Genomic DNA, 23390 nt, shown 5'->3' with positions numbered 1-23390 from the left:
CTGCGAGGCCGGCCTCCCTTTCGGGGACCTATAGCGCGATCCGCTACTCCGCCGCGATAGCGAAACGGTGTCCAAACCGATGATCGGGTAACGGCGTGGCGCGATCGATCGGCGCCCCGGCATCGAATTTTTGCAGTTCCGGCATCACCGTGCGGGCGAACAGCCGCACGTTGCGCGCCGCCTCCTCGTGCGGCATGCCGGCATAGGAGAACACGCCGACGAAGCCCGAATTGCCGGTCTGCCGGTGGATCTCCAGGATCTTGCCGTGGACCTGCTCGGGCGTGCCGTAGACCTGCAGGTCGGCGAAGAACTCGATCGCCTTCTGGTCGCCGTAGACTGCAAGCTTCTCGTTCATTTTGGCATAGTACTCGTAGCCGCGCTGGTTCTTCATGTGGGCGCCGGCGAACTGGTAGTGGTCGAGCACGGTCCGGTAATAGCCGCCGATGTAGCGCATCGCCATGTCGCGGGCGCGCTCCTCGCTCTCGTCGACGAACACCCAGCCGGCCGAGATCGGCTGCGGCGCATTGGTGCCGTTGATCTCGCGATAAAGCGTGTTGTACTCGCGCAGTTCTTTCTCGACCTCGCGCCACGGCTTCTGCGGGATGATCAGCAGGCCGACCCCGAGCTTGGCCATGATGCGCGCGCTCTCGGGGCTCACCGCGGCGGCATAGGTACGGCCGCGGAAGCTCTTGAACGGCGCCGGGCGGATCGCCGTGGCCGGCTGCCTGTAGTGCTTGCCGGCATACTCCATCACGCCGCTCTCGAGGCCCTTGAGCAGCGCCTCGCCGTATTCGACGAACAGCTCGCGGCTGTCGCCCATGTCGAGGCGGAAGCCGTCGAACTCGACCTTGCCTGCGCCGCGGCCCAGCCCGAGGATCATGCGGCCGCCCGAAAGCTGGTCGAGCATGGAGATCTGCTCGGCGACCCGCATCGGGTCGTGCCAGGGCAGGACGACGACCATCGAGCCCAGCTTCAGGTTCCGCGTCCGGCCGGCCATGTACGACAGGAACTGCACCACGTCGGGGCACATCGTGTAGTCGGTAAAATGGTGCTCGACCGACCAGATCGATTCGAAACCCAGCGGCTCGGCCATGTCGGCCAGCGCCAATTCGTTGAGATAGATCTGGCGGTCCGAGACGATGCGGCCGGTGTTCTGGAAGACGGTCGCCATTCCGACATGCATGGACGGTTCCTCGCGCTGTTTGTCGCATGGTAAACGGCCGTTCACATCGTTGGGAAGAGGCGCCGCTTACTTGAAACAGCCGCAATCGGGCGTCATATGCCGGGCCATGCGCACGCTCCTTGCCGCCTTCGCCACCGTTCTCGCCCTCGCTTTCGCCGCCGCCGGGGCCCAGGCCCAAGGTCAGGGGCAAGCCCAGGCGGGCGTCCAGGAGGTCGAGCGCTACATCAATTCGATCCGGACGGCGCAGGCGCGGTTCGTGCAGAACAATCCCAACGGCAGCGTCGTGCAGGGCACGCTCTACATCAGCCGCCCCGGCCGCATGCGCTTCGAGTACGACGCCCCGTCGCAGCTCAAGGTCGTCGCCGACGGCACCCAGGTCACGATGTGGGACCCGGCCAACCGCGATTTCGGCCAGTGGCCGATCGGCTGGACGGCCGCCTCATTCCTGGTCAAGGAGCCGCTGCAGCTCTCGGGCGACATCACCGTTGAATCGAGCCAGCGCACTCCGGACGGTCTGCGCGCCCTGACCCTGGTGCAGACCCGCAAGCCGCAGGAGGGCAAGTTCATCATCCGCGTGTCGGAAAATCCGACGCAGCTGCGCGGCTGGAGCATCATCGACAACCGCGGCAACAAGGTCGACGTCACCCTGACCAATCTGCAGACCGGCATGCAGCTCGCCAGCTCCCTGTTCAAATATGACGGCCCCGACGCCGGAAAGATTTTGGGTGGTGGCGGCAACCGCAACTGACCGGCTGGATTTGCCGCTATAGTCCGCTCCCATGAGCGGACTTGTCGTGAGGGCCTCGACCGAGGCCGATGTGGCGCGCTGCGCCGAGATCTACAGCCATCACGTGCTGCACGGCACGGCATCGTTCGAGCTCGATCCGCCCGATCTCGCCGAGATGAAGAAGCGCCGCGCCGGGGTGCTCGATCTCGGCCTGCCGCATCTCGTCGCCGAGCTCGACGGCCGGGTCCTGGGCTACGCCTATGCGGGGAACTGGCGGCCGCGGCCGGCCTACAAGTTCTCGGTCGAGGATTCGATCTACATCGACAAGGACGCGGTCGGGCAGGGCGTCGGCCGCGCCCTGCTGCCGGTGCTGATCGAGCAGTGCACGGCGCTGGGCAAGAAGCAGATGGTGGCGGTGATCGGCGATTCAAGCTCGACGCCGTCGATCCGGCTCCATGCCTCCTGCGGCTTCCGCATGGTCGGCACGCTCGAGAATATCGGCTTCAAGTTCGGCCGCTGGCTCGACAGCGTGCTGATGCAACGTCCGCTGGGATCAGACGCATTGCACAGGTCCTAAAAAGGTTCTAGACTAGTCAGGTGACTAGTCAGGAGGTGACGATGAAGTCATGGGCGGTGCAAGATGCCAAGGCCCGATTCAGCGAGATGCTCGAGGCGTGCCTGCGCCAGGGACCTCAGCTCGTGACCAAGCGCGGAAGTGAAGCGGCTATCCTAGTCCCGATCGACGACTGGCGCCGCCTGACAGGTGCGCCGGTAAAGACCTTGAAAGATCTGCTGCTGACTGACGAGGCGCGCGGAGACTTGAAGCTCCCCGCTCGTGGTCGGCACCCGCGTCGGCCGATGCTGCCTTTCGATTGATGAGCTTTCTTCTCGACACAAACGTCGTATCGGAACTCAGGCGCCGTCGTCCGCACGGCGCGGTGACGGCGTGGCTTCGAGCTACGGATCACCGGCTGTTGAGCCTGTCGGCCTTCTCGCTGGGCGAGATACAGGCGGGTATCGAGCTGACGCGCGATCAGGACCCGGGTCGCGCCGCTGAGCTCGAACGGTGGGCCGACGAAGTGGCGAGGACGTACGAGATCCTGCCCATGGACGCTGCCGTCTGGCGGACGTGGGCAAAGCTGATGCATCACAAGTCTGATACGCTTGCCGACGACGCGCGCATTGCAGCGACAGCGCTCGTTCACGGATTGATCATCGTCACCCGCAATGTCCGTGACTTCCAACTGTTCGATGTGCAGACTTTCAATCCGTTTACGGCTCGACCCTGACCATGCGCCTGATCGACTATTTCGACCGCGGCGCCGATCTCTTCCCGCAGCGCGACTGCCTGCACGACGGCACGCGCGGCTGGACCTATGCCGACGTGCGCGGCACGACGCACAAGGTCGCCAACGGGCTGCTGGCCGCGGGCCTGAAACGCGGCGACAAGGTCGCGGTCTACAGCCCCAACCATGCGATGGCCTATGCGGCGCTGCTCGGCATCCAGCGCGCCGGGCTGATCTGGGCGCCGGTCAATGCGCGTAATGCGATCGAGGAGAACCTCTACATCCTCGCAAACACCGACGTGTCGTTCCTGTTCTACCATTCGAGCTTCGCCCACTACCTGCCGCGCCTCAAAGAGGGCTGCCCCAAGATCAGGACCTTCCTGTGCATCGATGCGCCCGAGTTCGAGGCCTGGCTCGCCAGCCAGGGCGACACCGCGCCCGACCTCGGCGATGCGACGGACGAGGTCGCGATCCTGATCAGCTCGGGCGGCACCACCGGCCGGCCCAAGGGCGTGCAGATCACCCATCGCGTGATCGAGACCATGAACTCGATCTTCTGGGCGACCATGCCGATCGAGGCGCCGCCGGTGCATCTGATGGTGGCGCCGATGACCCACGCGGCGGGCGTCTGCTCCTTCCCGCTGCTGCCCTACGGCGGCACCAATATCTTCATGGGCACGTCCGATCCCGGCGCGATTTTGGCCGCGATCGAGAAGCACAAGGTCACGCACATCTACATGCCGCCGACCTTGATCTACATCCTGCTGGCCCATCCCGACATCGGTAAATACGACTACGGCTCGCTGCGCCGGCTGGTCTACGCGTCGGCGCCGATGTCGGTCGACAAGCTCGTCGAGGCGATCGAGGTGTTTGGCCCCGTGCTGACCCAGACCTACGGCCAGGCCGAGGCCTGCATGATCGCCACCGTGTTCTCGCGCGAGGACCATGTCGCGGCGCTCGAGACCAACAAGCGCCACCGGCTGGCGAGCTGCGGCCGGATCTCGCCGCTGATGCGGCTCGAGGTGATGGGCGACGACGGCCGCATCCTGCCGCGCGGCGAGCGCGGCGAGATCGTGCTGCGCGGCGGCCTGGTGATGGCCGGCTACTACAAGAATCCACAGGCGACTGCCGAGGCCTCGGCCTTCGGCTGGCACCATACCGGCGACATCGGCGTTATCGACGAGGACGGCTTCGTCTATATCGTCGATCGCAAGAAGGACATGATCATCTCCGGCGGCTTCAACGTCTTCCCCAGCGAGGTCGAGCAGGTGCTGTGGAGCCATCCCGCGGTGCAGGACTGCGCCGTGATCGGCGTGCCCGACGAGAAGTGGGGCGAGGCGGTCAAGGCAGTGGTCGAACTCAAGCCCGGCACCGCGGCGACCGCCGACGAGCTGATCGCGCTCGCCAAGGACAAGCTGGGCGGCGTCAAGGCGCCGAAGTCGGTCGACTTCATGGCGACCCTGCCGCGCAGCCCGGTCGGCAAGGTGCTGAAGAAGGATCTGCGCGCGACCTACTGGGCCGGCCGCGAGCGGAAGATCTAGTGCGGCTGGCGGTTGCCCAGCTGCGGCGCCTGCCGCCCAACATGCAGGGCGCGTTGTGGCTGGTCTCGGGCGGATTCATCTTCACCTGCAACGGCGTGATGATCCGGCTGCTGTCCGACCAGGTCGAGAGCGTGCAGACCGCGTTCTTCCGCGCCTTCTTCTCGGTCGTGCTGCTGCTGCCGCTGATTGCGAGCGGCAAGGTCAAGCCGTGGCATTCGACGCGCAAGGTCGGTCACTTCTGGCGCACGGTGATGGGCACCGCCTCGATGGTGCTGGGCTTCTACGCGGTGTCGATGCTGCCGCTCGCTGACGCCACGGCGCTCGGCTTCTCGCAGCCGCTGTTCTCGGTCTGCGTCGCCGCGCTGATCGTGGGCGAGAAAGTGCGCTGGCGGCGCTGGAGCGCGACCATCGTCGGCTTCATCGGCGTGCTGGTCATGGTGCGTCCGGGCGCGGGGACCTTGCAGCCCGGCGCGCTGGTGGCGCTCGCCAACGCGGCGACGGTCGCGCTGTCGATCCTGCTGGTGAAGCGGCTGTCGGACTCCGAGACCCCGCTGATGATCCTCACGCAATTCGCGATCTGGTCGACGTTGCTGCTGGCGCTGCCGGCGCTCTGGGTGTGGCGCTGGCCCGACGCCTGGGGCTGGACGCTGGCGGTCGGCGTGTCGGCCTCGGCGACGGTCGGCCAGTATTTCTGGGTGCAGGCCTTCAAGGCCGGCGAGATGTCGGCGGTGGCGCCGTTCGAATACCTGCGCCTGCCGTTCGCGGTCTTCATGGGCTGGCTGGTGTTCGGCCAGATGCCCGAGGTCTGGACCTATGTCGGCGCGGCCATCGTTATCGCCTCGGCGCTCTATATCGCCCAGCGCGAGGCCCAACTCGCCAGGGAGCGCAAGCGGGCGGCGTTGATCGCTACGCCAGCGGCGAAGCCTGCGCCTTGAACAGCCAGTCCCGCGCCTTCGCGCGGTGGTCGTCGGTGATGTAGGTCTTGCAGGCGGTGAAGGCGGCCAGCAGCACCGCAGCGTCGTCGGTGTAGCCGATGCCGACCAGGAAATCGGGCACCACGTCGAACGGCAGCACGAAATAGGCGAGCGCGCCAAACAAAGTCGCACGTACCGCGAGCGGCGTGGCGTTGTCGGTGGCGCAATAGAACGCCGCCACCGCGTCCGCGCTGAAGGGAATGCGGCCTAGGGTCTGGCGGGCCTTGGCCCAGAAGCCGTCCCGGACGATCTGCTCGTCGCTCATGCGGCAAGAAATGTGCGCCGGGCGGCCGCTTGGCAAGAGGGCGCCGCGTGCTAAAAGCGGCGCAACCAAGGAGGATCGAATGAACGTCAAGGGTCAGGCCGTCATCGTCACCGGCGGCGCATCGGGCCTGGGCGGAGCCACCGCGTCGGCGCTAGCCGCGGCCGGGGCCAAGGTCGCGGTCTTCGACGTGCAGGACGAGCTCGGGAGCGCGAAGGCCAAGGAGCTGGGCGGCCTCTACGTCAAGACCAACGTCGCCGACGGGCCCAACGTCGAGGCCTCGGTCAAGACGGTGGTCGAGAAGCTCGGCGCCCCGCGCGTGGTGGTGAACTGCGCCGGCATCGGCCGCGCCGCCCGCACCATCTCCAAGAACGGGCCGCACGATCTCGGCATGTTCGCCCAGGTGATCCAGGTCAACCTGATCGGCACCTTCAACGTGATCCGCGTCGCCTCGTGGGCGATGAGCCAGGCCGAGCCGATGGACGACGGCGAGCGCGGCGTGATCGTCAACACCGCCTCGGTGGCGGCGTTCGACGGCCAGATCGGCCAGGCCGCCTACTCGGCGTCGAAGGGCGGCGTGGTCGGCATGACCCTGCCGATCGCCCGCGACCTCTCCAGCCTCGGCATCCGCGTCTGCACCATCGCACCCGGCCTGTTCCTGACGCCGATGATGATGGGTTTGTCGACCGAGGCGCAGAAGAGCCTGGGCGCGCAGGTGCCGTTCCCGCCGCGGCTGGGCGACCCCAAGGAGTACGCCCAGCTCGCCATGAGCATCGTCGAGAACCACATGCTGAACGGCGAGACCATCCGTCTCGACGGCGCCATCCGCATGGCGCCGCGCTAGAGCGATTTCCGGGCAGATGGAACCGCTCGCGGTTCCATCTGCCCGGAAATGCGCGCACGGGCGTTGTTGTTGCAGCAGGCATATTCCGTTCGGCTGATTCCAGCCGAACGGAATATGCTCTAGGATAAGAGAGCGAGGGCTTTGCGTGGGAAGCCTTCGATGCCGACGGCACGGGGCTTCCCAGCGGTTCTTCCCGCGAAAACACCCTCCCGCCCGCAGGGAGGGTCCGACTGCCGCATTTTGAAGCGCACCGCGACGTCGAGATCGCGCAGTACCGGCTGGTCGAACATCGCGAGCGGGAAGCGGTAGTCGGTCCTGTCCATTGGCTGGCCGCGCACAAGATCGCGGCGTGTTCGAACTTTCAGAACACAAGGTTCTGACCAATCAGGCTTCGGTGGCGAATGCTCGGCGCTACACTCCCGACACATCGGAAGGGGAGGACGTCATGGCGAGCGAACCGATCCGTGATCCTGCAAAGGACCACCTGCTGACACCGCAGAACGCCGCCTTCGTCATTATCGACTATCAGCCGGTTCAGGTGAACTCGATCGCATCGATGGACCGCCAGCTCCTGATCAACAATATCGTTGGCGCGTCCAAGGCTGCCGTGGCGTATGGCCTTCCGATCATCCATTCGACAGTCAACGTGAAGACAGGCTTGAACAAGCCGCCCCTCCCGCAAATCAGGGAGGTGCTCGGCCAGTGTCCGACCTACGACCGCACTTCGATCAATGCGTGGGAAGACGTCGAATTCCGCCAGGCCGTCGAGCAGACGAAGCGCAAGAAGGTGATCATGACGGCTCTCTGGACCGAGGCGTGCCTTACCTTCCCCTCCCTCGACATGCTCGCCGAGGGCTATGAGGTCTATGTTCCAGTCGACGCGGTCGGGGGCACGTCCATCGAAGCGCACAGCGCGGCACTGCGGCGCATCGAGCAAGCCGGGGGCAAGATGATCAGCGTGCCGCAGTTGTTCTGCGAGCTGCAGCGCGACTGGGCGCGTAAGCAAACTGTGCCGGCGTTCATGACTCTCTTCATCGAGACCGGCGGGACGGCGGGCATCCAATTTGGCTACGACAGAGCCGCCGACTGACCGCCTCGATCATCCATCGCATCACGGAGGCATCACTATGAGCGCTGCCAACTTCAACGGCCAACGACCGGTCATCGATGCCGATGATTCGGTGATGCTGCTGATCGACCACCAAAGTGGCTTGTTCCAGACGATCGGCGACATGCCGATGCCGGCGTTGCGCAATCACGCCGCCGCCCTGGCCAAGATGGCCACGCTTTGCAAGATTCCAGTAGTCACCACGGCGTCCGTGCCGCAGGGCCCGAATGGTCCGCTGATTCCGGAGATTCATCAGAACGCACCCCACGCCAAGTATGTGGCGCGCAAGGGCGAGATCAACGCCTGGGATAACCCCGATTTCGTGGCTGCCGTCAAGGCAACCGGCCGCAAGACCCTCATCGTGGCCGGCACCATTACCAGCGTGTGCATGGCCTTCCCGGCAATCGCCGCAGTGCATGAAGGGTACAAGGTCTTTGCCGTCGTCGATGCCTCGGGCACCTATTCCAAGATGGCGCAGGAAATCACACTGGCTCGCGTCGTGCAGGCGGGTGTTGTTCCCATGGATACCGCCGCGGTCGCGTCTGAGCTTCAGAAGAGCTGGCATCGCTCCGACGCCCAGCAGTGGGCGGAGGTCTATGCCAAGATCTTCCCGCCCTATGCGCTGTTGATCGAGAGCTACGCCAAGGCGCAAGAAGTAGCGACGAAGCACGAGAAGCTCGATTCCGAACGCGCATAGGAGGTCCAGGCCCTGCGGGCTCCTTATCGCCGACCGGATTGCCAGTCCGACTTGGCATGGAACACACCAACCAAATGGTCGATGACGACCCGTGACCGCGTCGACAGGCGGCCAGTGGGCGGGCGAATGGCGCAAATGACGTCGGATGTCGGGTGCGCATTCGGCATGGCATCGATGAGGCGTCCGTCATTCAATGCGGGCGCCGCAACGAACGTGGGCAACACGGCCAGTCCGAGGCCAGCGATCGCGCCGTCGCATAGTATTTCGGGGCTATTTGCGACTAGCCGGCTTCGCACCGATATCGACCTCGGCTTTCCGTGTCGCGCAGTCGACGCGAATTGCCATACCTTGGATGGCAGTACATTGGCATAGGTAAGGCATGAGTGTTTGGCGAGATCATCGATCGTTTTCGGCACTCCGAAGCGTTCCGCATAGCCTGGACTGCAACAGACCGCGCGGCTGCTGATCGCAAGCTTGCGCACGACGAGCGAATCGGACTTCGGAACGCCCATGCGAACGGTGATGTCGTAACCCTCGCTGAGCTTGTGATCGTAGATGCGATCGTCGAGCAGCAAAGTTACGGTGAGCTGCGGGTACCTCTCCGCCAAGATGATCAGGTTCGGTGCCAGACAGAGCCTGCCAAGTGACATCGGGCAGGCGATCTTGACCTCGCCCGCGATCGCCTCGCGGTCCTTCGATACCAGCTCGGAGGCCTGGTCCAGATCATTCATGATCTGGCATAGCCGTTGAGAGTATGCGGACGCATTCTCGGTCGGCGAAACCCGATGGCCCGAGCGGTGAAAGAGCTGGACGCCGAGTTCGGCCTCGAGGTCGGAGATTCGCTTGCTAATGACGGACTTCGAGACTTTGAGTCGTTCCGCTGCCGCGCTGACGCTGGACGTTTCAACGACATGCAGAAATGCCAGAAGATCGTCCATGCGGAATCTCATCGGTCGATAATAGCGAACAAAAGAGACACGGAACAGCGGCGCACCTTTCAACCGCAGACCGCCGACGGATGAGCCGCCGGCACCCGCGACGCTAGAATTTGTAAGTGGCTGCGAACATCGCGAAGTCGACGTCGCTGGCTCCGGCTGCACGCAAGGCGTCACCAACGGTGAAGTGGACATAGCTCGCCTCCAACGTTATGTGGCGATCCAGCTGCCAGGTGACCTCGAGGGCGATCTGGTGACCGATGAAGGCGGAGCCACGGCCGGCAGTTCCGGGCACTGCCGTAAACGGTGCGACATACACCGCATCCTGCGTGGTTTGCCGCCACAGAAAGTCCCAGCCGACGGTTATGGCGAGGTCCTTGCGGGGCTTTACTGTGACCGACGGGTGGATGTCGACGACATTGGCTGGTGCAAGAAGGGCCGCTTGGTTGAAGTAGGCCAGTTTAGGGAACAGGGCGTTGAATGTGCCGACAGTGCTGCCGCCCGGCGTCTCGTCGCCGCTTGCTATGTCCGCCTTGAGGCCGATGCGTGGCGTCCAGGGAACGTCGGCGAAGGTGTAGCCGGAGTTGGACGATGCCGTCCACGCGCGGATCTGCCGTCCGGCGAACGTGCCGAATTGCCACAGCGCCTCCCAGTCCCAATCGAACCCCGAAAAGCCGCCGGAAAACCGCGCGCCGATGGAATGCCGGGTCTCTTGGCCAGCGGAGCCGGCAAAGGCGGCCCGGCGATTGTCGAAGCCGAGATAATAGACATCCAGGCCGACGCGAGATCCGAGCAGAACGGTGCCGTATAGGCCCCACAGTCCCTGGTCCCAGGCCGACGGGTTGTCGAATACTCCGACATTCTGGAAGACCGGATGCACGGCAAGGCCATCGATGCGGATGTTTCCCATGGAGGCAATCAAGCGGAAGCCGTCGAAGTTCCTGTGCACGTTCGGGGCATCTCGAATAGCAACGATGCGCTGCGACCCGAGGGCGATCTCCTGTCGCCCAAAGCGAATGGTCGGCATCGGATCGCCGGGCAGCGCGAGCGGCAGCCGAAAGTCGACGAAGGCTTGCTGCAGGTCGAGGCGATCTTCGTATGGTGCTGCGGGATTGTTCTTGCTGATCGCGAAATAGCTGCCGAACTGCAGGAAGGCCCTGAAATATTCGCTCGCGTGAAGATCGCCATGGAGCAGGAGCCGATGCAGCACATAGGCATCGGCTGGGGCTCGGCCAAGCCCGAAGCTGAAGGGAGAATAGTACTCGACTCGTTCCCGCAACTCGCCACCCAAGCTCAGGTAGACCGGCGTGTCCCTGCCGATGGGGACGTATTTGATCGCATCCCAGAAGTCGCCATTCTCCGCGCCCTTGGCCAGGTACCGATAGTCTTCGTCATACCGGAAAAGCTTGTATCCAGGAGGACCTGCATCCTGAGCGATGGCCGTTGAAGCGGCCGTCACGACCATTGCCACGCCGAGGCTCAGCGACAGTGTCGAGCCGACATGCCGTCGACGGTGGTTGGCCACGCCGCTTGCGGGATTGGGCAACCCGGCCCCCAAAGCTCCATGCCCCTTCAGGCGGGACACACCAGAAAGGCAGTGGAAGCCCGAGGCGAGAACGCGGCAATCGCGATCGCGAGAACATGCTGTTCTCGGAAATCGAACGTCGCCGCGCCTACATTGACGGCGAACCAGGCCCGCATGCGGAAGGCGGCGAATGAGTGACTTGTTTGTGCTCGCTGTGCTGTACGCCAAGAGCGGCGAAGAGGGCAAACTGCGCAGCGACCTCATGGCGGTCGTCGAACCGTCGCGCAAGGACGAAGGCAATCTGCGGTACGAACTGTTCGTCGATCAAGACGACCCTCGACGGTTCGTGTTTGTCGAACACTGGGCGAGTTCGGCCGCTCAGGAAAGGCACCACACGAAAAGCGCCCACATTCTCCGATTCCAGTCGCACGGCATCAGTGCGGTGGAGAAGCTCGAAGTCTTTCACAAGCTCGATCGTATCGCCTGAGCGATCGGGGCCATCATTTCGGAGGGCAGGATGAAGAAGGTAGTCGGAACTTACGCCAATCGACGTCAGCACTGGGTCGGCGACGGCTTTCCAGTGCGAACTCTATTCAGCTACGACACCATGAGCTCCGAGCTCGACCCTTTCCTGCTGCTCGACTTCGCCGGACCTGTTAACTTCGACCCCGCCACCCGGCCGCGCGGCGTGGGTCGGCATCCGCACCGGGGCTTCGAGACGGTGACGATCGTTTACGATGGCGAGGTGGCACACCGCGACTCGACCGGCCATGGCGGCGTCATCGGTCGTGGAGACGTGCAATGGATGACCGCCGCCGGCGGCATTCTCCACGAGGAGTTCCACTCCCCAGCGTTTACCCGGAGCGGCGGGCCATTCCGTATGATCCAGCTCTGGGTGAATCTGCCGGCTAGGGACAAGATGAGCGCGCCCGGGTATCAGGCGATCGTCGATGCTGACATTCCCGCGGTCGAGCTGCCGGACGACGCAGGGAAGGTCCGAGTGATCGCCGGCGCCTTCGCCGGTACGAAGGGGCCGGCGAAAACCTTTACGCCGATCAATGTCTGGGACATGCGCCTTGAGAAGGGCACGCCGATCTCGCTCGACCTGCCGGCGGGGCACACCGCGGCTCTTGTCGTTCTTTCGGGCCGCATCATCGTGAACAACGAGGCGGCAGCCAACGAAGCCGAAATGGTGTTGCTCGATCGTGACGGCAGCGGCGCCGTAGTGCAGGCCGAGGGAGCGGCTGCGGTGCTGGTGCTGACGGGCGAGCCAATCGGCGAACCCGTCGTGGGACAGGGGCCCTTCGTGATGAATACGCAGGCTGAGATCCGGCAGGCCATCGACGACTTCAACAATGGCCGCTTCTAAAGAAGCTGGACAATGGCTCCGGCTACGGCAGCGGGCGGTTTCGGGGCGACCGCCTAAAGTGCTCCAATCCTCAGATCATCGAACCAGGTGACGCTGTCGGCCTTGGTCCACAGCGCCACCCGGCCGGCGCCCGCGAAGGTGGCGTCGGTCGCGGCGTAGAGGCTCTTGCCCTCGAAGAACACCTCGAAACGGTTGCCGCGCACCACCAGGCGCAGCTCCTGCCAGACGCCGCTCGGCACCTTGACGTTGGCGCCGGCGAACTGCTGGCGGTCGCCCTTGACCACCCGGTAGAGGCGCACGTTGTCTTCCAGCGCGTTGGCGCGCACGACGTAATAGTTGTCGCGGTCGATCAGGCGCACGGCGATGCCGGCGGCGCGGTCGACCTCGCCCGACACCGGCTTGAAGCGCGCCGCGACATCTAGATCGCGCAGCACCGGCTGGTCGAACACCGCGAGCGGGAAGCGGTAGTCGGTCTTGTCCGTGCTGGTCTGCGCCAGCACCTTCGGGCCGGTGGGCGCGCTCGGATCGTCGATCACGCTCCAGGCGACCGGGCCGCCCCTGCCGGTCAGCATCGGCTGGAAGGCGATCGGCGATTCGAAATCGAAGCGGGTCGTACGGCCGCCGCCTTGGGCGTGCAGGCCGGGGGCGGCGAACAGGACTGCTGCGCCGCCGATCACGGCGCGTCTCGATGACTGGATGGTCATGGCCGGGTCTCCTTCAGGCGAGGGAAAAGCGTTGACCGGCGCCGGCAGCGAGGGCGCGGCGGTAGACGGCAGTGGCTGCCGCCACGTCCTGCAACCCGATGCCGGTACTGTCGAAGAGCGTCACGTCGGCTGCCGATGCACGGCCGGCCTTGGTACGGCTGACCAGCTCGGCCAGCGTGGCGTGCACGTGCTCGCGGCTGACGGCGCCGCAGGCCAAGGCGTGGTGCAGGTCGCCGATCTCGGCCGCCTGCTCGAGCGAATCGACGGTGACGCGGCAGGCGGCATAGAGGTCGGCAGCGATCTCGTGCTTGTCGCGATTGTCGGCCCCGACTGCGGCGACAAAAGTGCCGGGGCTGACCAGCGCCGGCGTCAGAAAGGCCGTCCGGGCAGAGGTGCAGGTGACGATGATCCCGGCGTCGCGCGCGATGGCGAGATCGCGCGCCGGCCGGACATCGAGGCCCATGGCATCGGACATCTCGCGCGCGTAGCGCTCGGCCCGGTCGCCGTCCCGGTCCCAGACATGTACGCGCTCGAGCGTGACGGCGGCGGCGATCGCGCGGAGCTGGATGCGCCCCTGCACGCCGGCGCCGCATATCATCGCGACTCGGCAGTCCGGTCGCGCCAGATGCCGCGCCGCCAGCGTCGTCGCGGCGCCGGTGCGATTGATGGTGATCTCGATCGAGTCCATGAGCGCCAGCGGCCGGCCATTGCGCGCGTCGGAGAGATAGATCACACCCTGCACCGTCGGCAGGCCGTTGCTCGCCGGATTGCCGGGGAAGTTGGCGTTGATCTTGATGGCGACGGTGTCGCCCAGCAGCACGGCACCCTTGGCGTGATAGGAACCGCCCGGCACGGCGAAGCCCGTCGCCGGCGGGGCCAGTGCCTTGCCGCAGGCAGCGGCCCGGAAGCCTGCCTCGACCGCGTCGACATAGGCGGGAAAGTCCATCAGGCGGGCAACGTCGGCCCGCGAAAGGAGAAGCATCACGCCTCCACGCGGTATAGCGCGGCGCGGTGGCTCGCCGGCAGGAAGGCGATCAGCGAGTCGCCCGAAGGCGGGAATGCCGTGGTGTGGGCGCCCTTCTCGGTGGCGACCGACCCGAGGCTCTTCATCGTCGTCGTGTCGAACACGTCGACCGCGCCCGGGTCGCCGACCGCGACGTAGAGCTGCCGGCGCTTCGGGTTGAACCAGACGACGTCGGGCACGCCGCTCAGCTTGCCGTCGTTCAGGACCTTGCCCGAATCGGCATTCAGCGTGATCAGCACGCCGGCATCGCAGGCGCAGAACAGGCGGCGCGTTGCCGGATCGAAGTCGAGGCCGTGCGCGCCGTCGGCCGGGATGGGGATCGTGCGAGCGATCCGGTCGGGCGTGCGGGCATCGACCACGATGATCTGCGACGGCTGCATGATGTTGACGTAGAAGCATTCAGCCTCGGCGTCGAACACCGCCCAGCGGGTGCGGCCGGGCACCTCGATCGACGCGCGCATCGCTCGCGCGTCGAGATCGACCATCGACAGCGTGTAGGAATGCGGCACCGCCGGATCGCCGACATTGGCGGCCAGCACCAGCCGGCGCCTGGCGTCATAGGCGAGGCCGTTCGGCCGCATGCCGACGGCGATCCTGGTCACTTTCGGGTCGGGGCCGGGCGCGAACACGCCGATCGTGTTCTCGCCGCGATTTGACGTGAAGACGAGCTGGCTCTCGTCACTGACCAGCGCGCCGGCCACCGCGGGAAGGTCCGGCACCGAGAAGAGGTGCCGGCGCGCGACCGGGTCGAACACGTCGACCGCGTCGTTCGCCGTATGGGCGACGTAGACATGGCCGGTGCCGGCATGCACGGCGGCGTGGTCGAAGCCGCCGGTCTTGCGATGCTCGGGCAAGGTCACATGGCCCAGAAGATGCAACGTCATGGCACTCACCGCAGGTTTGCGTAGAAGCGGAACGCGATCGACTGCACGATGCCCCAGGCAGCGAGGCCGAGCGCGGTGGCGATGCCGAGCCCGACCAGGCCGGCCTGCAGGACCTCGACGGCGATCCATCCACCGATCACGACGACCAGCAGCCGGCAGGCCATCGACAGCAGCGGCCATTGCGGCTGGCGCGTCGCCTGGAAGGCCGACATCAGCGTGTTGCAGGCGACGAAAGGGTAGGCGAAGCCGACGACCGCCAGGTAAGCAGCGGCCGCGACGCGAATTGCCGGATCGTCGGTGAAGAAGCTCGTCCAGGCGTCCGGCGAGACGATCGCGAAAGCCCCGACGATCGCCATCACGCAGGCCGACAGGCCGACCGCCGTCCAGGCGATGCGCGCGGCTCGCGCGAACCGGCGGGCGCCGATGTTGGTGCCGACCATGGCCAGCACCGCCGCGCCGAGGCCGAAGTTCAGCGGATAGAGCAGATACTCCAGCCGCACCGCCGCGCCGAAGGCGGCGAGCGAGCTGACGCCGAGCAGGCCGGCATAAGCGGTGAGGGTGGCGAGTGCTGCGTTGTTGAGCACCGGCATCAGCGACATCGGCACGCCGACCCGCAGGATCTCTCCGAACAGGCGGCGCTCGAGGCGCCAGGATGCGAGGGTCGGCGCGAGCGCCGTTCGCCCCGTGACGATGTAGGCGGAGAGAGCGGTGCAGCCGACGATCAGCGAAAGCAGCGTGGCAAGGCCGGCGCCGGCGATGCCGAGCGCCGGCAGCGGTCCCCAGCCGAACATCAGCGCCGGCACCAGCGCGATGTGCAGGAGCTCCGCGCCGACATAGACATAGGCCAGGACCGCGGCCTGGCCGGTGCCGCGCACGATGCTGGTCAGCGCGCCGAGCAGCCAATAGACGATGGCGCCGGCGAAGATCACGTTGGAGTATTCCAGCGCCGCCGCCAGCACCGCGGCGCGGCCGCCCAGCAGCTCGTAGAGGGCGCTGCCGCCCAGCAGGAACACCGCGCTGAACAGCGCGCCCGCGGCAGCGGCGACGACCAGCGCATGGACGGCGAGCGCAGAGGCATCCTCGCGCCGGCCGGCGCCGAGGGCGCGGGCGATCGAGGCGGCGATCGCGCCGCCCATCGCCATGTTGGCCATCTGCTGCATCAGCATCATCAGCGGAAACACCAGCGCCAACCCGGCCAGGGCATCGAGGCCGAGGCGGCCGACGAAATGCGCATCGACGCTGGTGGTGACCGAGATCAGGACGACGTTGACCACCAGGTTGGGCGCCGCGATCTGCAGCAGGGTCGGGACGATCGGCCCTTCGAGCAGCCTGCGCGTCCGCGCCGCCGCGGCCGGCTTCGTGGCGGTGGTGTCGGTCATCGTTCAGTCCATCTTGGGCGGCCAGGCGTGCGTCTCGCCGACGAGATGGCGGCACCACGCATAGAGCGCGTCGTACATCACCATGCCGTGCTTCAGCATCTCGTGGTCGTCGGCGTAGACGTGGCTGAGGCCCAGCGAGATCGCGAACAGGCCATGGCTCTGCGGCGTCAGGTCGAGCCGCGAGGTGTCGGCGCCGCGCACGATGTCGGCCAGCTTGTCGAGGCCCGGCGCGTCGAGCCTGTACTCGGCGAGGAAGGCGTCGAACGAGCACTTCTCGCCGACATGGCTGAACTTCACGCCGGGGATGTCGTAGGGGATCGCGCCGGTCGTCTCGGCGGTCTTCAGCACCTCGGCCGGCGGCACGTAGAGGAACTCCGGTGCCTTGTCGATGAAGCGCGTGATGAGCCAGGGGCAGGCGATGCGGTCGATCTTGGGACGTTCGCGGGTGACCCACTTCATGGCTTGTCTCCTTCGCTGAGCGGTTCGGTGGGAAGATCATTGGCGCGCCAGGTGCCGATGCCGCCGACGATGCCGATGGCGTCGACGCCGTGCTCGCGCAGGCGCGCGGCACAATTGCCGCCGATCTCGAAGCCCCAGGCGCAGTACACCAGCGCCTTCCGGCCCTTGGGCAGCGATGCCGCGACCTCCGCGACCTTGTCGGGCGGCGCGCGGCGGGCGCCGCGCAGCCGGACCGGGACGGTCCTCGCGTCGTCGGCGAGCCGCGCGTCGATCACCAGCAGGTCGGGATCGGCGTCGAGCATCGCCTTGGCCGTCGGCGCGTCGACCGTGTGCGGGGCAGGTGCTGCGCTTTCGCCGGCGAAGCGGCCGGCGATCTTCGACCAGTCGATGTTCGCCATGAAGGCGTCGACGTAGGCCGCGGCGTTGCTGCCGAAGTCGATGTGATAGCTGTGCTCGTACATGTCGAGCGCCAGCAGCGGCGTGCCGCCGGCGAGCGCGTGGGTGTGGTCGGCCGACCAGACGTTGGCCAGCTTCCCGTCGCGCGGCGAGCGGGTCAGCACGACCCAGCCCGAGCCGCCGCCCAGCGCCTTGCCCATGGCGACGAACTCGGCGCGCCAGCGGGCGATCGAGCCGAAGTCGCGGGCGATCGCCTCGCCGAGGGCGCCGGACGGATCGCCACCGCCTTCGCCGAGGCTGCCGAAGTAGACCTCGTGCAGCAGCATCGAGTTGGTGGCGATCAGCTCCTCGCGCTTCAAGCCGTTGAGGCGGAAGCCGGGCAGGGCCGCCGGGTCGCTGGCCGCGAGCTCGTCGGTGATCGCGTTCAGGCGGCGAACCGCGCCGCCGTAATTGTTCTCGTAGTGGCTGGCCATCAGCCGGGCTGACAGGCCGTTCAGGCGCACCGGTTTGAACGAGATCGGACGAGCGTGGAATCGCATGTTTCTTTCCTTTGATACAAGCGTTTCATCATCAAGATACGCCGTTTCTCACGCCTCGCAAGAGAAAAATGATACGCCCGTTGCATTTACTATTTGTGGTGTGATACAGGTGAACTTATGGCAATCGATGCCGGTCCGCCCTGGCTGCTCCTGATCCACCAGCTCCCCGCCAAGCCCGCCTATGTGCGGGTCAAGATCTGGCGGCGGCTGCAGGCGCTGGGCGCCGTGACGGTGAAGAACGCGGTCTATGCGCTGCCGGCCAACGCCGACACGCGCGAGGACTTCGCCTGGCTCGCCAAGGAGATCGTCGAGAGCGAGGGCGAGGCGATCGTCTGCGAAGCCAACTTCATCGAAGGCCTGAACGATAGCGAGCTGCGTGCGCTGTTCGACGGCGCGCGCGACGAGGATTACGGCCGCATCGCCGGCGAGGTGCGCGAGCTCGGCGCCCGGCTGTCGGCCGACACGCCGGACGGCCCCTTGGCCGACATCGCCAGCCAGACCGCGAAGCTGCGCAAGCAGCTCGACCAGGTGGTCGCCATCGACTTCTTCGGCGCCGAGGGGCGCGCCGCTGCCGAGGGGCTGGTGTCGGGCCTCGAGGCGGCGCTCAAGCAGGAGGACACCATGGCCGACAGCAAGAAGCCTGCGCCGCCGCCCGGTCCGTTGCGCGACCGGCTGTGGGTGACGCGCCAGGGCGTGCAGGTCGATCGCATCGCCTCGGCGTGGCTGATCCGCCGCTTCATCGATCCCGGCGCCCGCTTCAAGTTCGTGCCCGGCACCGGCTACGGCCCGCAGCCGGGCGAGCTGCGCTTCGACATGTTCGAGGGCGAGTTCACCCATATCGGCGACCGCTGCACTTTCGAGGTGCTGCTGGACCACGCCGGCCTCGACGAGCCGGCGCTCAGGGCGATCGGCGAGGTGATCCACGACATCGACCTCAAGGACGGCAAGTACGGCCGCGAGGAGGTGGCGGGCGTGCGCACCTTGATCAACGGCATCGCCGCTTCGAGCAATGACGACGAGCGGCGACTGGCGCGCGGCTCGGCGCTGCTCGACGACCTCTACAGCTCGTTCGGTGGAAAGGCTTGACGATGAACGACCACGGCGTCCCGTTCAGCGAGGCGATGAAGGTGTGGGCGCGGGTGGCCGCGCTCTCCTTCGGCGGCCCGGCCGGCCAGATCGCGGTGATGCATCGCATCGTCGTCGAGGAGAAGAAGTGGATCGGCGAGCATCGCTTCCTGCAGGCGCTGAACTACTGCACGCTGCTGCCCGGCCCCGAGGCGCAGCAGCTCGCGGTCTATATCGGCTGGCTGATGCACAAGACCAAGGGCGGGCTGGTCGCCGGCATCTTGTTTGTACTGCCGGGTCTGATCGCGATCATGGCGCTCAGCTGGATCTACGTGCTGCTGGGCAAGATCACAGTAGTCCAGGGCCTGTTCTTCGGGCTGAAGGCCGCCGTGCTGGTGATCGTGATCGAGGCCGTGCTGCGGGTCGGCAAACGTGCGCTCAAGAACAACGTCATGCGCGGCCTCGCCGCCGCGGCGTTCGTCGCGATCTTCTTCTACGATGCGCCGTTCCCGCTGATCATCGTCGCGGCGGCGCTGCTCGGATGGCTGGGCGGCCGGCTCGGCTGGAAGCCGTTCCTCGCCGCCGGCGGCCACGGCAAGGTCGGCGACAAGCAGGTGGCCGACGCCGAATCGCTGCTGGGTGAGGAGACGCCGCCGCATGCGCGGCCCAACCTGCGCTGGTCGCTCGGCATCAGCGGACTGTTCCTGGCATTGTGGCTGGTGCCGGTGGCGCTGATCTGGGCGATGCTGGGCACGGACAACGTCTTCACCCAGATCGCGCTGTTCTTCAGCCAGATGGCCGTCGTCACCTTCGGCGGCGCCTATGCCGTGCTGGCCTACGTCGCCCAGCAGGCGGTCGATCACTATCACTGGGTCAAGCCGGGCGAGATGCTCGACGGCCTCGGCATGGCCGAGACCACGCCCGGGCCGCTGATCATGGTGACGCAGTTCGTCGGCTTCCTCGGCGCCTGGCGCTCGCCCGGTTCGCTCAATCCGGTGCTGGCCGGCACGCTGGGCGGTCTGCTCACCACCTGGGTGACCTTCACGCCCTGCTTCCTCTGGATCTTCTTCGGCGCGCCGTTCGTCGAGGCGCTGCGGGCCAACAAGGCGCTCGCCGCGGCGCTGGGCGCGGTGACGGCGGCGGTGGTCGGCGTGATCCTGAACCTTGCGGTGTGGTTCGCCCTGCACGTGCTGTTCGCCGACCTGCGTCCGCTCCAGTGGTTCGGCGCCCATCTTGAGGTGCCCGTGCTGGCCTCGGCCAACCTGCCGTCGATGATCCTTGCAGCGGCCGCGGCCGTCGCGGTGTTCCGCTTCAAGGCCGGCATGGTGCCGGTGCTGCTCGTCTGCTCGCTCGTGGGCGTCGCCTATTTCCTGATTGCGGGGGGTATTTAGCCGAAGGAGGTCGTCATGACTGCCGAACAGAACCGCCGGGACTTCATCGCTCTTGCCGCGGGTGTCACGCTTGCCGCCACGGCCACCGATGCGCTGGCACAGCAGCAGGCCAGTGCGCCCAAGCCTCAATTCGAGATCAGGAAGCTGCCGTTCGACCCTGCCAAGGTGAAGGGCCTGTCGGAGAAGCTGTTGCAGAGTCATTGGGAGAACAACTACTCGGGCGCCGTGAAGCGGCTGAACGCGATCGATGCCCAGCTCGCCGGGCTCGACTTCGCAACAGCGCCGGTGTTCGTCGTCAACGGGTTGAAGCGCGAGGAGCTGATCGCCGCCAATTCGATGATCATCCACGAGCTCTACTTCGACTGCCTGGGCGGCGAGGGTGACCCCAAGGGGGCGTTGGCCGAGCAGATGGCCAAGGATTTCGGCAGCGTGGCGCGCTGGAAGGCGGAGTTCGTCGCCACCGGCAAGGCGCTGGGCGGCGGCTCCGGCTGGGTGCTGCTCACCTGGTCGCCGCGCGACAAGCGGTTGGTCAACACCTGGGCGGCCGATCACACCATGACCCTCGCGAGCGGCCGGCCGATCCTGGCGCTCGACATGTACGAGCACGCCTATGCCATGGACTACGGCGCCAAGGCGGCGGCCTATGTCGATGCCTTCATGCAGGGCATCCGCTGGGACACGATCGCGAGCCGCTTCGAGACCTACAGCAAGCAGACCTGAGATGCGGCCGGGCCTCGCCGCGCTCGCCGTCCTTGCCGCGGCGTCGCTCGGCACGCCGGCTGCGATGGCTCAGCCGGCGCCGCTGACCCTCGAGGCGAAGATCCCGCTCGGCCCGGTGAGAGGACGCATCGACCACCTGGCGGTCGACGTCGAACGCCAGCGTCTGTTCGTGGCCGAGCTCGGCAACGACAGCGTCGGCATCGTCGACCTCGCGGCCGGCAAGGTCGCACACCGGCTCACGGGCCTCAGCGAACCGCAGGGTGTCGGCTGGCACGCGCCGACCGGGACGCTCTATGTCGCCAATGCCGGCGACGGCACGGTTCGGCTGTTCCAGGCGCCGGACTTCGCCTTCGCCGGCCAGATCACGCTGGGCGACGACGCCGACAACATCCGGTTCGACTCCCGGCGTGATCGGATCGTCGTCGGCTACGGCAAGGGCGCGCTTGCCTTCATCGATCCGGCGAGCCGACGCAAGATCGGCGAGGTGCCGCTCAAGGGCCATCCTGAGAGCTTCCAGCTAGATGAGCAGGGCGGCCGGATCTTCGCCAACGTGCCGGACGCGCGCGGGGTCGCCGTGGTCGATGTCGAGGCGCAGCGGCAGACGGGGAGCCTCGATCTCGGCGGGGCGCGGTCCAATTTCCCGATGGCCATCGACGGCGAGGCCCATCGCCTGATCGCGGTGGCGCGAAGCCCGGCGCGGCTGCTGGTCTTCACGACCGCGGACGGCAAGCTGATGACGGGTGCGGAGACGTGCGGCGACGCCGACGACGTCTTCGTCGATGCCGCACGCAAGCGCGTCTATGTCGTCTGCGGCGCGGGCTCGGTCGACATCTTCGACCGCACGAATGATGGCTATGCGCATGCTGCGCGCATTCGCACGGCCGCCGGTGCGCGCACCGGGCTGTTCGTGCCGGCAACCGGCCGCCTGTACGTCGCGGTGCGTGCCGGATCGGGCGAGCCGGCGGCGCTCTGGGTGTTCCGCGCCGGACCATGACGGCGCCCGGCGCCGATGCTAGAAGGCGGCCATGTCAGACATACCGCTTCCCGACCGCCTGTCCACCAATCCCAAGAGCCCGCACTACGACGAGGCCCTTCTCCAGAAAGGCGTCGGCATCAAGTTCGACGGCGAGGAGAAGACCAACGTCGAGGAGTACTGCATCAGCGAGGGTTGGATCCGGGTCGCCGTCGGCAAGACGGTCGACCGCAAGGGCAACCCGCTGACCATCAAGCTCAAGGGCAAGGTCGAGCCCTATCTGCAGAAATAGGAGACTGCGGCCATGCACGCTCATAGCCTTTCCGACTGGCGCCACGACCACGTCTTCCTGGGCGAGGCGCACGATCGCAACGAACGCCGCACCTGGATGGTGGTCGGGCTGACCGCTGCCATGATGGTGGCGGAGATCGCCGGCGGCATGATCTTCGGCTCGATGGCGCTGCTGGCCGACGGTTGGCACATGTCGACCCACGCCGGCGCGCTGGCGATCGCCGCCGGCGCCTACCGCTACGCCCGCCGCCACGCGCGCGATCCGCGCTTCGCCTTCGGCACCGGCAAGCTCGGCGATCTGGCGGGTTTCGCCAGCGCCATCGTGCTCGCCATGGTGTCGCTCGGCATCGGCTACGAATCGGTGACGCGCCTGTTCCAGCCGGTGGCGATCCACTACGGCGAGGCGACGGCGATCGCCGTCGTCGGCCTGGCGGTGAACCTGCTGAGCGCGCGCCTGCTGTGGGACGATCATCACCATCATCAGCACGATCACGGCGACGATCACGATCACGACCACGACCACGACCATCATCATCACCAGGACCACAATCTGCGCGCCGCCTACTGGCACGTGCTGGCCGATGCGCTGACCTCGATCCTGGCGATCGCGGGCCTGCTCGCCGCCTGGGCCTACGGCTGGACCTGGCTCGATCCGGCGATCGGCATCGTTGGCGCCGCCGTGATCGCCCATTGGTCGTGGGGCCTGATCCGCGGATCGGGCGCCGTGCTGCTCGACGCCGCGCCCAATTCAGCGCTCGAGCGGACGATCCGCGAGCGGCTGGAGCTGGGCCACGACCGCATCGCCGACCTGCATGTCTGGCGGCTTGGTCCCGGCCATCACGGTGCCATCGTCTCGCTGGTGTCGGACGAGCCCGAGTCGGTCGACGCCTACAAGGCGCGGCTGGCGGACGTCCCGGCTCTCAGCCATCTCACGGTCGAGGTGCACCGCTGCGACGGCGCCCATTGATCTAGCAGTTTGCTGAAGAACCTTCCGGTTTTTCAGGATTGATGATTCCATAGCGTGGTTTTTGCTGTGGAGCATGGGCAATGCGCGGTGAGTTCCGGGATCAGGGCGGTCTGTTCTCCTACATCGACCCCGAGAGCCGCATTCCGG

Annotated in this window: 27 protein-coding genes; 17 read left to right on the top strand and 10 right to left on the bottom strand. The window is 66.4% G+C overall.

Annotation, left to right across the window (positions count from 1 at the left end):
- Positions 1-43: 43 nt before the first annotated feature.
- Positions 44-1171 carry an LLM class flavin-dependent oxidoreductase gene (locus tag J0J01_RS26190; RefSeq protein ID WP_296386147.1) on the bottom strand — a complete coding sequence of 376 codons (1128 nt, stop codon included), beginning with the start codon at positions 1169-1171 and terminating at the stop codon, positions 44-46.
- A gap of 118 nt (positions 1172-1289) precedes the next feature.
- On the opposite strand from J0J01_RS26190, the gene J0J01_RS26185 reads away from it, so the two are divergent.
- The 6 genes from J0J01_RS26185 to J0J01_RS26160 are packed head-to-tail and all read left to right on the top strand — an operon-like array spanning position 1290 to position 5672.
- Positions 1290-1931: an outer-membrane lipoprotein carrier protein LolA gene (locus J0J01_RS26185; RefSeq protein WP_296386145.1), complete on the top strand. Its 642-nt coding sequence runs from the start codon at positions 1290-1292 to the stop codon at positions 1929-1931.
- A gap of 31 nt (positions 1932-1962) precedes the next feature.
- Positions 1963-2487, top strand: a complete 525-nt coding sequence (locus J0J01_RS26180; protein ID WP_296386143.1) for a GNAT family N-acetyltransferase — start codon at positions 1963-1965, stop codon at positions 2485-2487.
- A 41-nt stretch (positions 2488-2528) separates the two neighbouring features.
- Positions 2529-2786 carry a type II toxin-antitoxin system Phd/YefM family antitoxin gene (locus tag J0J01_RS26175; RefSeq protein ID WP_296386141.1) on the top strand — a complete coding sequence of 86 codons (258 nt, stop codon included), beginning with the start codon at positions 2529-2531 and terminating at the stop codon, positions 2784-2786.
- Entirely contained in the window at positions 2786-3199 is a 414-nt protein-coding gene (locus J0J01_RS26170) for a type II toxin-antitoxin system VapC family toxin (RefSeq protein WP_296386139.1), read from the top strand. The genes J0J01_RS26175 and J0J01_RS26170 overlap by 1 nt, the downstream gene beginning before the upstream one ends.
- A gap of 2 nt (positions 3200-3201) precedes the next feature.
- Positions 3202-4737, top strand: a complete 1536-nt coding sequence (locus J0J01_RS26165) for an AMP-binding protein (RefSeq protein WP_296386137.1) — start codon at positions 3202-3204, stop codon at positions 4735-4737.
- Complete coding sequence (locus J0J01_RS26160; protein WP_296386134.1) at positions 4737-5672, top strand: DMT family transporter; 936 nt, start codon at positions 4737-4739, stop codon at positions 5670-5672. The genes J0J01_RS26165 and J0J01_RS26160 overlap by 1 nt, the downstream gene beginning before the upstream one ends.
- Here J0J01_RS26160 and J0J01_RS26155 read toward each other — a convergent pair.
- Complete coding sequence (locus tag J0J01_RS26155) at positions 5644-5976, bottom strand: YkvA family protein (protein ID WP_296386132.1); 333 nt, start codon at positions 5974-5976, stop codon at positions 5644-5646. The two genes, J0J01_RS26160 and J0J01_RS26155, sit on opposite strands and share 29 nt — an antisense overlap.
- Positions 5977-6055: 79 nt before the next feature.
- Between J0J01_RS26155 and J0J01_RS26150 the strand changes: the two genes are divergently transcribed.
- The 3 genes from J0J01_RS26150 to J0J01_RS26140 all read left to right on the top strand — a co-directional run bounded on the left by J0J01_RS26150 (position 6056) and on the right by J0J01_RS26140 (position 8622).
- Positions 6056-6817: an SDR family NAD(P)-dependent oxidoreductase gene (locus J0J01_RS26150; protein WP_296386130.1), complete on the top strand. Its 762-nt coding sequence runs from the start codon at positions 6056-6058 to the stop codon at positions 6815-6817.
- Positions 6818-7262: 445 nt separating this feature from the next.
- Positions 7263-7907, top strand: coding sequence for a hydrolase (locus tag J0J01_RS26145; RefSeq protein ID WP_296386368.1), 645 nt, complete (start codon positions 7263-7265; stop codon positions 7905-7907).
- A gap of 37 nt (positions 7908-7944) precedes the next feature.
- Positions 7945-8622: a hydrolase gene (locus J0J01_RS26140; protein ID WP_296386128.1), complete on the top strand. Its 678-nt coding sequence runs from the start codon at positions 7945-7947 to the stop codon at positions 8620-8622.
- Positions 8623-8645: 23 nt separating this feature from the next.
- Here the strand turns inward: J0J01_RS26140 and J0J01_RS26135 are convergent, their stop codons facing one another.
- Together J0J01_RS26135 and J0J01_RS26130 are read right to left on the bottom strand one after the other, a co-directional pair.
- On the bottom strand, positions 8646-9560 hold the full coding sequence (locus tag J0J01_RS26135; protein ID WP_296386126.1) for a LysR family transcriptional regulator: 915 nt from the start codon (positions 9558-9560) through the stop codon (positions 8646-8648).
- A 103-nt stretch (positions 9561-9663) separates the two neighbouring features.
- A complete protein-coding gene (locus J0J01_RS26130; RefSeq protein ID WP_296386124.1) occupies positions 9664-11103 on the bottom strand; it encodes an alginate export family protein in 1440 nt (479 codons plus the stop codon).
- A 169-nt stretch (positions 11104-11272) separates the two neighbouring features.
- On the opposite strand from J0J01_RS26130, the gene J0J01_RS26125 reads away from it, so the two are divergent.
- Positions 11273-11569, top strand: a complete 297-nt coding sequence (locus J0J01_RS26125) for a putative quinol monooxygenase (protein ID WP_296386122.1) — start codon at positions 11273-11275, stop codon at positions 11567-11569.
- A gap of 30 nt (positions 11570-11599) precedes the next feature.
- On the top strand, positions 11600-12451 hold the full coding sequence (locus J0J01_RS26120) for a pirin family protein (RefSeq protein WP_296386120.1): 852 nt from the start codon (positions 11600-11602) through the stop codon (positions 12449-12451).
- A gap of 53 nt (positions 12452-12504) precedes the next feature.
- Here J0J01_RS26120 and J0J01_RS26115 read toward each other — a convergent pair whose 3' ends face one another.
- The 6 genes from J0J01_RS26115 to J0J01_RS32780 are packed head-to-tail and all read right to left on the bottom strand — an operon-like array spanning position 12505 to position 17836.
- Positions 12505-13155 carry a hypothetical protein gene (locus J0J01_RS26115; RefSeq protein WP_296386118.1) on the bottom strand — a complete coding sequence of 217 codons (651 nt, stop codon included), beginning with the start codon at positions 13153-13155 and terminating at the stop codon, positions 12505-12507.
- A gap of 13 nt (positions 13156-13168) precedes the next feature.
- Positions 13169-14137 (bottom strand): ornithine cyclodeaminase family protein, encoded by a 969-nt coding sequence (locus tag J0J01_RS26110; RefSeq protein WP_296386116.1) that lies wholly within the window; start codon positions 14135-14137, stop codon positions 13169-13171.
- On the bottom strand, positions 14137-15063 hold the full coding sequence (locus tag J0J01_RS26105; protein WP_296386114.1) for a hypothetical protein: 927 nt from the start codon (positions 15061-15063) through the stop codon (positions 14137-14139). Before J0J01_RS26105 ends, J0J01_RS26110 begins: the two co-directional genes overlap by 1 nt.
- Positions 15064-15068: 5 nt before the next feature.
- A complete protein-coding gene (locus J0J01_RS26100) occupies positions 15069-16442 on the bottom strand; it encodes an MATE family efflux transporter (protein ID WP_296386112.1) in 1374 nt (457 codons plus the stop codon).
- A 3-nt stretch (positions 16443-16445) separates the two neighbouring features.
- Complete coding sequence (locus tag J0J01_RS26095) at positions 16446-16901, bottom strand: chromate resistance protein ChrB domain-containing protein (RefSeq protein ID WP_296386110.1); 456 nt, start codon at positions 16899-16901, stop codon at positions 16446-16448.
- The gene (locus J0J01_RS32780; RefSeq protein WP_365738359.1) at positions 16898-17836 is read right to left on the bottom strand and encodes a Fe-Mn family superoxide dismutase; all 939 of its coding nucleotides are present in this window, start codon (positions 17834-17836) and stop codon (positions 16898-16900) included. The genes J0J01_RS26095 and J0J01_RS32780 overlap by 4 nt, the downstream gene beginning before the upstream one ends.
- A gap of 117 nt (positions 17837-17953) precedes the next feature.
- Between J0J01_RS32780 and J0J01_RS26085 the strand changes: the two genes are divergently transcribed.
- Genes J0J01_RS26085 through dmeF form a run of 6 tightly spaced genes read left to right on the top strand, consistent with a single transcriptional unit; the run spans position 17954 to position 23243 of the window.
- Positions 17954-18922, top strand: coding sequence for a chromate resistance protein ChrB domain-containing protein (locus J0J01_RS26085; RefSeq protein WP_296386108.1), 969 nt, complete (start codon positions 17954-17956; stop codon positions 18920-18922).
- Between the two features lie 2 nt (positions 18923-18924).
- Positions 18925-20292: a chromate efflux transporter gene (gene chrA / locus J0J01_RS26080; protein WP_296386106.1), complete on the top strand. Its 1368-nt coding sequence runs from the start codon at positions 18925-18927 to the stop codon at positions 20290-20292.
- 15 nt (positions 20293-20307) lie between these two features.
- Positions 20308-21012: a superoxide dismutase gene (locus J0J01_RS26075; protein WP_296386104.1), complete on the top strand. Its 705-nt coding sequence runs from the start codon at positions 20308-20310 to the stop codon at positions 21010-21012.
- 1 nt (position 21013) lies between these two features.
- On the top strand, positions 21014-22006 hold the full coding sequence (locus J0J01_RS26070; RefSeq protein WP_296386101.1) for a hypothetical protein: 993 nt from the start codon (positions 21014-21016) through the stop codon (positions 22004-22006).
- A gap of 31 nt (positions 22007-22037) precedes the next feature.
- Positions 22038-22277, top strand: coding sequence for a DUF3297 family protein (locus J0J01_RS26065; RefSeq protein WP_296386099.1), 240 nt, complete (start codon positions 22038-22040; stop codon positions 22275-22277).
- A gap of 12 nt (positions 22278-22289) precedes the next feature.
- Positions 22290-23243, top strand: coding sequence for a CDF family Co(II)/Ni(II) efflux transporter DmeF (gene dmeF / locus J0J01_RS26060; RefSeq protein WP_296386097.1), 954 nt, complete (start codon positions 22290-22292; stop codon positions 23241-23243).
- Positions 23244-23390: the final 147 nt, after the last annotated feature.

This window comes from Reyranella sp., from assembly GCF_017305915.1.
Lineage (GTDB): Bacteria > Pseudomonadota > Alphaproteobacteria > Reyranellales > Reyranellaceae > Reyranella.
The sequence above is the reverse complement of the archived record's forward strand: the minus strand, read 5'-3'. Positions and strand labels throughout refer to the sequence as shown.